The 7,090-nt window shown below is 45.4% G+C and carries 7 protein-coding genes; 2 read left to right on the top strand and 5 right to left on the bottom strand.

Annotated elements, in window-relative coordinates; all coding sequences use genetic code 11:
• Together J7K41_01585 and J7K41_01590 are read right to left on the bottom strand one after the other, a co-directional pair.
• The coding region (locus tag J7K41_01585) for a hypothetical protein (protein ID MCD6549384.1) at positions 1-900 on the bottom strand (900 nt) is incomplete at its 3' end.
• Positions 901-914: 14 nt separating this feature from the next.
• Positions 915-3,575 (bottom strand): cation-transporting P-type ATPase, encoded by a 2,661-nt coding sequence (locus J7K41_01590; protein ID MCD6549385.1) that lies wholly within the window; start codon positions 3,573-3,575, stop codon positions 915-917.
• A 238-nt stretch (positions 3,576-3,813) separates the two neighbouring features.
• Here J7K41_01590 and J7K41_01595 point away from each other — a divergent pair, with 238 nt between their 5' ends.
• Positions 3,814-4,572 carry an ATP-binding cassette domain-containing protein gene (locus tag J7K41_01595; protein MCD6549386.1) on the top strand — a complete coding sequence of 253 codons (759 nt, stop codon included), beginning with the start codon at positions 3,814-3,816 and terminating at the stop codon, positions 4,570-4,572.
• 36 nt (positions 4,573-4,608) lie between these two features.
• Positions 4,609-5,661: a SufD family Fe-S cluster assembly protein gene (locus tag J7K41_01600; GenBank protein MCD6549387.1), complete on the top strand. Its 1,053-nt coding sequence runs from the start codon at positions 4,609-4,611 to the stop codon at positions 5,659-5,661.
• A gap of 113 nt (positions 5,662-5,774) precedes the next feature.
• Here the strand turns inward: J7K41_01600 and J7K41_01605 are convergent, their stop codons facing one another.
• From J7K41_01605 to J7K41_01615, 3 genes are all read right to left on the bottom strand, one after another.
• Positions 5,775-6,137 carry a hypothetical protein gene (locus tag J7K41_01605; GenBank protein MCD6549388.1) on the bottom strand — a complete coding sequence of 121 codons (363 nt, stop codon included), beginning with the start codon at positions 6,135-6,137 and terminating at the stop codon, positions 5,775-5,777.
• Between the two features lie 112 nt (positions 6,138-6,249).
• Complete coding sequence (locus tag J7K41_01610) at positions 6,250-6,735, bottom strand: hypothetical protein (GenBank protein MCD6549389.1); 486 nt, start codon at positions 6,733-6,735, stop codon at positions 6,250-6,252.
• Positions 6,736-6,789: 54 nt separating this feature from the next.
• Positions 6,790-7,090 (bottom strand): hypothetical protein (locus tag J7K41_01615; protein ID MCD6549390.1); only part of this gene is annotated, 301 nt, incomplete at its 5' end.

Raw genomic sequence — 7,090 nt, forward strand, 5'->3', positions numbered from 1 at the left:
CACTTCGCAGTAGTCATTGTACGTATAAACACCGTCTTCGCACATCCCGTTATCGCTACCGAACGGTTCGGGCATACCGTCCCACGCATTGTTATAATCGACACATCCTTTAGGCACACGTTTACACGAACAGTTCTGACAGATGTAACCTGGCGGACAATGTGAATCGTTCTCGCACTGTTCGAATGGTGCCTGTATTATGTCGTCACCGCATATTCCGGCGGGAGGGAGCGTGACGATGGTGCATGAATCGGAGCAGTAGGTACATCCGCCGTCCGGTCCGTAGGAAGGAGTACACGGTACTCCGTTCGCAGTTCCGTCATCGCACTGTTCCCCGACCTCTAACACACCGTTACCGCAGACAGAAAAGTTGGAATCCACTATGTCTATTAACAGGGCGGCATGACTGAAATGTAACGGATAATAATTCGGTTCCTCTGGATATCTATACCATACGTAAAGATTTCCTTTGAATTTTCTCGAACCTGCTGTGAAAGTAGTGTTCACAGGGCTTCCGTAGCTGTAACATCTCAACCCAGGAAACGCATTCTGCAATGTAACCGTTTCACCGTCTCCGAGAGGTTTATCCAGTCGTGAGGGGACCGCTATGTCGTACCTCAGGGTGCTGGCCGTCTCCTCTGTGCAAGTTGCGTACATCAGACGAACCGGTCGTCCGAGATTGTTCCTCAGGAACCCGTTGATCTCTCCGGTCGACCGACTAACGATGGGTGTCGTTGGCACAGAACACGCAAACGTCTGGTCATCAAACAGACAGAAGTTAGGCATCATTATGATCCGGATGAGTATCACAAGGACCGACAGTACAACAAAGATTGCAAGTATCGACCACGCGTGTGTCTGCAGATACTCCATCGCCGCCTGTCCCTTCTTTTTCTCCATGGAGTGCACCTCTTTTACATCAATCTGTCCACAACATTATCTATAATAAATCTATTTACCACATAAACGACCGATGCAGCGATCAGGATGTACAACCAATCCACGGCTCCTATCGGTGTTGTGCCGAACAGGTCATTGGCTATCGGCACATACAGAATCATCAGTTGAAGGGTTAATCCGAAGACCAGTGCTACGATCAGGTACCGGTTACTGAACATTGACAGACCATACTCCTTTCTTACCGCTGCCACACGTACCCATTCTAGAATTATTACGCTCGTGAACAACACGCTTCTGGCGGTCAGTATACCCTTGTCTATGTAGATACCGAACAGTGCCAAACCCGTTACAGCTATCAACGACGCTACCGTCAACATTTTGATCCATGCCTTTCTGTCGAGGAAAGGAGTGTTTTTACTCAACGGTTTCCTTTTCATAATGTCCGGTGCCGGCGGGTCAACGCTCAGTGCGAGTGCCGGAGGACCGTCGGTAACGATATTTATCCAGAGCAGTTGGACCATCGTTAACGGTAGCGGCCATCCCATCATCATACCCAAGAATATTATCATCACTTCGGCAATATTGCTCGAGAGAAGATAGACGACAAACTTTTTTATGTTATCGTATATCCGTCGTCCCTCCTCTATAGCATCGACAATGAATTTGAAATGGTCCTCTATCATCACTATATCTGCGGCTTCGCGTGCAACATCCGTTGCATCGGCTGCAGCTATACCAACGCTCGCTCTTTTCAAACTCGGCGCATCGTTGATACCGTCACCGGTCATCGCTACAGTATGCCTCTTCTCTAACACGTTCACTATCCGGAGTTTATGTTCGGGCGATACCCTTGCGAATATGTTCGCATCCTTAAGCACTTCCTCAAGTTCATCATCGCTCATAGTATCTATCTGCGGTCCGTCCAGAGCCCTACCGCTGATTCCCAGCAGACCGCCTATTGCCGTAGCGGTCTCTATATAATCGCCGGTCAACATCTTAACGTTGATCCCGGCGTCCTGTGCCATACGAATCGCTTCTTTAACACCTTCCCTCGGTGGATCGAACATACCGGCAAGACCCACGAACACCAGGTCGGATTCGTCGAACTCAACGGTTTTGCGTTCCCTGTAGGCGAGTGCGATGACCCGTAACGCTTTTCTTGACATGTTATCGAACGCTTCCTTTATCTCTCGACGGTCTTCATCTGTCATCTTTCGCACTTTTCCGTGTTTCAGTATTCGCGAACACTTCTTTATCAGTATGTCCGGGGCACCCTTTGTGTACTGCACATACCCTTTCTTCGTTCTGTGTATGGTAGACATAAGTTTACGTTTTGAATCGAACTCCAACGTAGCCACGCGCGGTTGGTCTACCTCGTGCCAAGGCATTTTGTAGGTTAAAACTTTGAGTGCGATTTCTGTAGGGTCACCGTAGGTTTGACCGGTTTCAGGGTCGTATCCGCTATCGTTACAATGTTTGGCAATCCTGGCAAAGAACTTGGATGTAGACGGATGCGCTTCTTTGATCCCTATTATCTCACCTTCGGTATCGTACCCTCTTCCTGTCACTTCAAACTGTTTACCATCCATGAAAACCTCTTTCACCGTCATCTCATTCTTAGTGAGTGTACCTGTCTTATCCGCGCATATGATATCCGTTCTCCCCAAGGATTCCACCGAGACCAGTCTACGTACCAGGACCTTGCATTCCTCCATTCTCTTGATTCCTATAGTGAGCGCTACCGTAACAACTGCCGGTAATCCTTCGGGAATCGCAGCCACACCCAACCCGACAGCGGTCTCAAACATCTCTACGATATCCCTCCCCTGAGCCCAACCGACCAAAAACACGATCGCGGTTATGGCGAGCGTTACAAGAGTTAGGGATTTGGCGAGGTGTCTGATCGTTTTAACGAGCGGTGTTTCGCGTTCGGTACGTGCTACCAGGTTTGCTATTCTACCGAGTTGTGTATCCATACCTGTTTTGACAACCACGGCTTTACCTTTACCCCTTGTGACCAATGTTCCTGCAAACACCATATTATGGAGGTCACCCAAATACTGCGTTTCAACCGCTGAACTTATCTTATCCTTTGGTACGGATTCTCCAGTGAGGACAGACTCGTTAACGGATAACCTATCGGATTCTATGACCCTCGCATCTGCAGGTATCTTCATGCCCGTATGCAGTAACAGTATATCTCCAGGTACCAAGTAATCGCTGCTGATTTTTATCGGTTTACCGTCTCTCATCACTACTACCTTGGGCGCGATACGTTTCATCAGTTTACTGATGATGCGTTCAGCCTTGTACTCCTGAAAGAATCCTATGATCCCGTTCACCAGAACCAATATGAAAATCAGCAGACTATCGTTGATATCGTTGAGAAAGAAAAATGTTATGAACCCGGCCGCTATCAACGTTATTACCAACGGGGATACGAATTGTTCGACAAGTACCTCATACCATTTTTTCGAATATGTTTGGATCGCGTTTTTACCGTACGCCTTCAAACGGGCGAGCGTTTCGGAATGTGATAACCCCTTATCCGGGTCTGTTTTAGCCAGTTTACATACCTCATCAGCGGTAAGTTTGGCTATCGAGAACAGGTCGAGTTTGTCAAGTTTTTTCAATCTGTTGTTTAGACGTGTTGCTCTGTTTCCGAACATCTCCATCGAAATAGATAACCCTAAAAGTTTTTATAAATATTAGCACACCTAACTTGTGGAAATTTCCCTATCTCTTACCAACCTCCGAAAATTTATCCTTTCATAAATCATATCTTGCCAGTTTATTTCCCATATCTCCAAGATAACTGACCTTCTTGTACTCCCTTTCTTCCCACATTCTACAACTCTGAGAGTTAGATTTATAAAGAATTATTCACAAAGGCACCTACGGGGGTGTATTAGTTTGGTTGCTGGAGGTTTGAGGAACGGTTACGTCTTGTCTATGAACGATGCGTACGTTGAAATTAATGGTAATAAGTTGTTATCTAACATCAGTTTACATCTGAAACCTGGAGAGGTGTACGTTCTTCTCGGTCCCAACGGGTCTGGGAAAACCTCCCTGCTGAAAGCGATCATGGGTTTGGAAGGGTACGATTTGTTAGGGGATGTAAAATATCTGGGATTAGAACTGTCCAGATTGTCGATAACCGAACGCGCAGAAAAGGGTATATTCTTGGGCTATCAGGACCCCCCTACTCTTAAAGGTGTGGAAGTTGAACGATTCCTCAAAAGAATCTCCAATGTCCCCGAAGAAGTCATGTATGAGTATATCAGAGAGTTAAAACTTTCCGATTATCTGACACGTGAGGTCAATAGAAATTTCTCCGGAGGTGAACGGAAACGGTTAGAAGTTCTTCAGGCATTGATCAGGAGACCGCGTTTGCTCTTGTTGGATGAAATCGATTCCGGGGTAGATGTCGAGAGCGTTAAACTTATCGGTAGAATCTTAACAAAATATTTTTCAAACACGGATACTGCCGGGATCATCGTTACTCATCAGGCTGCAATACTCAACCATTTCCATGCCGACAAAGCCTGCGTCATTTTGGATAACACCGCCTACTGTTACCCAGACCCTGATTTTGTGATAACAACTATAATGGAAAAGGGATACTCGGCATGTAGAGAATGCACCGACCGTATACCTGTAGAGAAAATATGATCCACGCGTCCATCGGACGGGTTGAGGGGGTATGACATGATAACAGACCGGACACATGAGATATTGAATAAGGTTGCAGAGATGGGTTTGGATAATCCGTCCCTTCTGATCGAAAACCAAGACCTTATCTTTCAGATGTTGACAGAAACGTACGAAGGCAGGGTCACCATCAAAGATGTACGAGCGGTTACCGATGATAGCATGGGTAGATTGATAGAGGAGATAGGTAACGACCCGATAGTCCGGGATGTACTGAACAACGAACCTGCAGGGATGTACGTCCATTATACCGAAGATGTGGAGTTACCGGTACAAAGTTGCATGATAGTTCATCGTGACCGTGTCCAAAGGTTACACAATTTCATACGCGTTGACGAAGGTGTTAATGCAACCTTTTTGACAGGGTGCACAGTATCACCCGGCACGCTCGGTGGAGAGCATCGGTCCATCACCGAGATCGTGGTAGGAGATAATGCATATCTTAATTACACGATGATCCATGACTGGGGCAAGAACACAAAGGTTTATCCGAGAACTGTGGTCCATGTTGGGAGGAACAGTAAATTCGTTTTCAATTATATCAATCTTAGACGTCAAGCCCATCTTCAATCGATACCCCTCATTATTGCTGATGACAACAGTTCTGTGAAGAGTACCTCTTTACTCTACGTTTCTGGTTCTGACATCGACCTGGGCACAGAGTTACGTTTGGGAAACAACGCCTCAGGCCAAATAGTTACCCGTGCGGTTTTTGAAAAAGGAAATTTGATAGTCCGCGGCAGGATCATCGGCGGTCACAACTCACGCGGACATAACGAATGCGATACGATGATGTTAGGTGACGGAAACGTCCGAGCGGTTCCAGAATTGATTTCTTTGTACAAAGACGCCGAACTATCCCACGAAGCCGCTATAGGTAGGATTGCAGAAACCGAGGTTGAATACATAATGACAAGGGGATTAACCCGCGAAGATGCTGTTTCATTGATTGTCCACGGTTTTCTCAACCCCGGAGAATTGGAGTTGTCGGGTCCCATCAAAACCGAAGTCGAACGACTTCTCTCCAAGATGGGTAATAACAGGTTTTAAACAAACCTTTTGTCCCTCCCTAACGTCATACCGGACAAACTTAAAAGTGGTCATATCGCCGGTATTGATGGCCGTGTTTGAAGATAAAATGATGAATGCGAAAAAAGCGATTTTTACTTTTTCTTCCTGGTTTTTCTTTTCCGTGTTGTCTTTCTCTTCTTTTTAGCGGTTCGTTTTACTGGTTTTTCCATAACAGTTTTTTCTTCCTCCTCAAGAGATGCCTTTTCCGATTCCTCTTTTTCGATCTCTTTCAGTTCCTTCTCGATCTCTTCCCTGGATATCTCTATCGGTTCTTCATAAGCCCAACCTATTAAGAGGAATAACACTCCCAGAAATGCCAATATCAGAGGTATCGAAGCCAAGATAACAGTTTTAAGAGCAGGTATGAAAACATCCTGCCACACGTATACTATTCCGACCCCTATTGCAAGTATTACCAAACCTAAAAGTATATAGGCTATCTTTTTGACGCTCATGTGTATTCACCTCTCACAGTGTGACATTTGCTTCTACAACGTAAATCTTTTTAATCATATCGTTAGTTCTTTTTCCGTTCCTATGCTTGCGAAATGAATCCCTACGTCATCTCTAGTTTTCATAGCCGTTTAACCCGTAATCTTTCGGGTCAGGTTTATGCGTAAATATACGTACAATCCATGGTTTCTTCTTCCATCGTTCCAACGCCATCCGGTACTCCCTTTCCTTCTGTTTCCTCCTCTTCACCCAGTTACGGTAACCCGAACCACCGGTTCTACCTTTAACGCCTCTGTCACTTTCTGCAAACTGTTGCCTTCTCAGTCTGACGTCTAATCTCGCTACATCGATGTTTGTTTTTCCTATTTCCGAACTCAACGAGTCCACCTTTTCTTGAAGTCTGTTCTGACGTCTTTCCAAGAGCTCGATTCTCTTTTTAAATTCGGTGAATTCTTTTTCTATCCTCCACTGATACGTGTTCAATTTGCCGCGGTAAAACTGTGAAGCTATGCCGTAACCTATAAACGTTCCTCCAACTACACCGCTTCCGACCAGGAGCGCGACCGTAGCGATACGACGGAGTTTTCGAACGGTTTTCATGTATTTATTGTGTTAATTCACGTTTAAAAATGTATCATCGTATGTATTGCTGTTTTAAAAATGTATCACTTTCTTTTTACCTTTGGTTGTTTTTTCTTTCCCCTTCCTTTCTCTACCCGTCACTCCTCCCTTGAGTTTGTGATACTCCTCGTCTATTCTTGATTTAATGTTTCCTATCCTTTCCTTCATGATAAGTACCTGCTCTTTGCTGTATCCCTCTTTTGTCAGTCTATCCAATTCGTTGTAGAATCTGTCAACAGCATTTTTAACCGTGACAGGGTTTTCCTTTGTCATCTGCAACAGTAATGACCCGGCAACCGATGAAGTACGCGTGCTCAAAGGTTCTGCGTATTCC

The sequence above is a fragment of the Candidatus Micrarchaeota archaeon genome, assembly GCA_021163225.1.
Taxonomy (GTDB): domain Archaea; phylum Micrarchaeota; class Micrarchaeia; order Anstonellales; family JAGGXE01; genus JAGGXE01.

Coding starts and splice junctions, on each gene's coding strand:
- J7K41_01610 (MCD6549389.1), bottom strand. CDS start 6,735: ATGAAAACCGTTCGAAAACTCCGTCGTATCGCTACGGTCGCGCTCCTG.
- J7K41_01600 (MCD6549387.1), top strand. CDS start 4,609: ATGATAACAGACCGGACACATGAGATATTGAATAAGGTTGCAGAGATG.
- J7K41_01605 (MCD6549388.1), bottom strand. CDS start 6,137: ATGAGCGTCAAAAAGATAGCCTATATACTTTTAGGTTTGGTAATACTT.
- J7K41_01590 (MCD6549385.1), bottom strand. CDS start 3,575: ATGGAGATGTTCGGAAACAGAGCAACACGTCTAAACAACAGATTGAAA.